Genomic DNA, 3,261 nt, shown 5'->3' on the forward strand with positions numbered 1-3,261 from the left:
AGCGTGAACATACAGTCCGGGGGCGACACCACCATTGCGGGCAAGCATGGCCGCTGGACAGTGGACAACCGAGCCTATCCGGGCGGCTGGTTCCAGGATGAAGTACTCCTCTGGCCAAGTGACATCAAAGGCAACACCGGGGTCAACATCGGCGCGCAAGGGGGCAACCTGACTCTGAACGCCACCTCCATCAATGCAGCCAGCGGCAAAGCCAGCCTGCAAGCCTCGGGGCATATCAAGCTGGAGGCGGCGCAAAAGCATCGCTTGCACCGGTCCAGGAGTGAGCGCAGCTACGAGACGTGCATATGGGTCTTCTGCAACGACGTTGACGAGACCACCCATCGCCACCACGAATACCTGACCAACTCGCCCGTGACCGTGACGGCGCAGGACATTGAGGTCAAGGCAGGCAACGACCTGACCACCTACGGCACACAATTCCATGCCAGCCGCAATCTGGCGCTGCAAGCGGGGGACGGCATCCGCTACTACGCGGTCTGGGACCAGCAATACATCTCGGACACCACCTACCAGGAACAGAGTTTTTTGCTGGACTTGGGATCGCAGCACCACGATCAACAGCACCCAGCTCCTCGCGGGCCAGCCGACCCAGCTGCAAAGCCAGAACGACATCCTCTCGAACTCCGGAGGCAACCAACTGCTGCAAGGCACGCAGGTGCGCTACGGCGGTAGGGCCTCCTTTAACCCCGGTGTGGGCGAGAGGGCCAGAGCCGACGCGCAGATCATTCTGGAGCTCCTGACGAACACCGTCACCCAGACCCGCACGCAGGACGCCAACTACGTCGTCTGGCAAAGCAAGATCAATTCGGGCAGCACGACACAGACGGGGGTGCTGCCCAGCTTCACGGGGCCAAGCGCTCCCGTGTTCAACGCACCGGGGGGTCTGGTGGTCCAGATTCCCGATGGCGACTTCAGGCGGCAGATTCAGACGCTGAGCCAGCAGCCGGGCATGGACTACCTGAACACCCTGGTGAACCGCACGGACGTGAACTGGCAACCGGTCAAGCTGGCGTTCAACACATGGAACTACAAGCAGGAGGGCCTGACGCAAGCGGGTGCGGCGCTGGTCGCGGTGGCCGTGGCCTGGGCGCTGGGGCCGGCGGGAGCGGGCCTGATCAGCAGCGCCACCACGACGATGGGCATGATGGGCAACGCCGTGCTGAGCAGTCTGGCCAGCCAGGCGGCCATCGCGCTCATCAACAGCAAGGGCAACGTGGGCGAGGCCCTCAGGACGCTGGGATCAAGCCAGACGGTCAAGGCCACGATCGCGGCAGCGCTGACCGCCGGGGTGCTGGACAAGCTCGGCGCCACCAGCACCATGACGGACCTGTCGAGCAGGACCGGCTTCTCGGAAAAGCTGACCTACAACCTCATCAACGCCACCGGAAGGGCCCTGACGACCACGGCCATCACCGGAGGCAATCTGGAGGATGCCCTGAAGGTCGCCCTGATCAGCGGCCTGGTGGACACGGCGCACGGCCAAGCGGCCAGCCAGATCAAGGGCCTGGAGGCCGAGTACCTGGCGCACAAACTGGCGCATGCGCTGGCCGGCTGCGTGGCTGGGGCGGCGGCGGGTGGCAGGTGCAAGGACGGCGCCATAGGCAGCGCCATAGGCGAGGTGGTCGCGAGCATGTTCAAACCGGCCAACGGCATGTTCTACACCGAGACCGAAAAAGCCAATGTGCTGGCGTATAGCAAGCTGGTGGCCGGGGCGGCGAGTGCGTACGCGGGGGGAATGCACAGACTGCCATTACTACGGCGGAAGTGGCGGTTGAGAACAATCTCTTCTTCGTGCCGCTGGTCTATCTGCTGGCCTCCGCCGTTGCCGCGGGGGGCTACACCACCTGGGTCGGCGGCGGTGATCCCATGGCGGGCCTGGAAATCATCGGCCAGGGCAAGGATCCCTTGAGCAAGGCCATCGCCTCGGGCACAGAGACGGCAGTGACGCTGTCCATGGACGCCTACCCCAAGGAAACGACGGCTACGCTCCAGTTCCTGGATGGGGTGGGGGAGACCGTCGATGCCATGGTCACCTACACCGATGAAAAGACCGGTCGGGTGGTCAGCACCCAATGGAATAGCCTGAGCCCGGCCACGCGCGATAAGCTCAAAGGTGGGGGCGAGGTCCTCAGCGTGATGCTGACCGGTGGCCAAGTGCGGGCCGTCAGGACTATTATTACCGCTCCGAAAGTCGTAGGCGCGGCGACGCCTGACATTACCACTCGGGGTGCTGTACACTGGTTTACGCCCGACAAAAATCTGCGTGGGGAGTCCTTTGAAAAATACTTGGAAAAAACCAAATACTCCAAAAAAAATGGCTATATTAATCTTAATGACATACAACCAAAGCACAAAACCTTCGATTCCTTTAACCCGACCACGGGCCATGCGGTAAGCATCAAGACCATGGACACCCTGGGACTTTCAGGAAGCAATCCCATGAAGCCATGGAGGGCGTCGGGCTATTTGCGGCGTTACGTCGATGAGGCGATAGAGTATAAGAGAGTAGGTCAACCGAATGGAATCGAAAAAGGAGATATCAAATCACGAGAAATTGAATTGGCCATCCCGGTCGGAACCCCGGTCAAAGTGCGTGAGGCATTGGACGATGTTGCAAAAAAGGCTCTCGCCCAGGGGGTTGTAGTGAATATCAGTGTAGTAGTAAAGTGAGGTCATCATGTCTTTTCAATATTCCACCAAAGATGTCACAGGTAGAATCGAAATTTACGTTTTGGTACTTTCTATCGATTGACCAGTTTCATGTACGCATCGGGCCTGACCGGCACGGACTTGGACCATGGCTTGGACGAATTTCTGCCCACAACGGTCAGCGATTCCGAATTTGGTGCGGCCATCCGCCGCTGCCACGACGCCACCCGGTTCGAGGACTGGGACGCCCTGCCCAGGGGAGAAGCGGCAAAGGCAGCACACCGCGAGTGGAAGAAAAAATTGGTCCTGTGGCGACGCAAGGCGCTGGAAATGACGGGTTGCAAAACCTTGGAAGAACTCTATGAGAATGCCAGAAACTCCAACAGCCGTCGCACCAAGGACGTGTATGCCTTCTTCAATAGCAGCCTGGATAAGCCGACTGAGTTTGCCGATATTCCCGACCATTTCCCCGACTACCGCGAGTTTATCGTTGAGCAACCAGCCAGCGACGAAATGCTGGGGCAAGCCGCAAGGGCGGCACTCGATGCCGGGGTAGAAACGCCCAGCGGCCACCGCGCGTGCGGCGCGGGT

General features: G+C 60.3%; 4 protein-coding genes. All 4 read left to right on the plus strand.

Going from position 1 to position 3,261, the window contains the following annotated elements:
* The coding region (locus tag VTU_RS30905) for a hemagglutinin repeat-containing protein (RefSeq protein WP_010108679.1) at nucleotides 1–693 on the plus strand (693 nt) is incomplete at its 5' end.
* Nucleotides 677–1,930, plus strand: a complete 1,254-nt coding sequence (locus tag VTU_RS29330) for a DUF637 domain-containing protein (RefSeq protein WP_050809554.1) — start codon at nucleotides 677–679, stop codon at nucleotides 1,928–1,930. The genes VTU_RS30905 and VTU_RS29330, both read left to right, overlap by 17 nt.
* Complete coding sequence (locus tag VTU_RS30910; protein ID WP_010108682.1) at nucleotides 1,888–2,691, plus strand: endonuclease toxin domain-containing protein; 804 nt, start codon at nucleotides 1,888–1,890, stop codon at nucleotides 2,689–2,691. Before VTU_RS29330 ends, VTU_RS30910 begins: the two co-directional genes overlap by 43 nt.
* Before the next feature lie 90 nt (nucleotides 2,692–2,781).
* Nucleotides 2,782–3,261, plus strand: a 480-nt coding sequence (locus tag VTU_RS29335) for a contact-dependent growth inhibition system immunity protein (RefSeq protein ID WP_010108683.1), incomplete at its 3' end; no start/stop codon positions are given.

The sequence above is a fragment of the Verminephrobacter aporrectodeae subsp. tuberculatae At4 genome (genome assembly GCF_000193225.1).
GTDB lineage: Bacteria > Pseudomonadota > Gammaproteobacteria > Burkholderiales > Burkholderiaceae_C > Acidovorax > Acidovorax aporrectodeae.

Excerpts from the sequence above, each read along its gene's own strand:
- VTU_RS30910 (WP_010108682.1), top strand. The coding sequence starts at position 1,888 with ATGGCGGGCCTGGAAATCATCGGCCAGGGCAAGGATCCCTTGAGCAAG.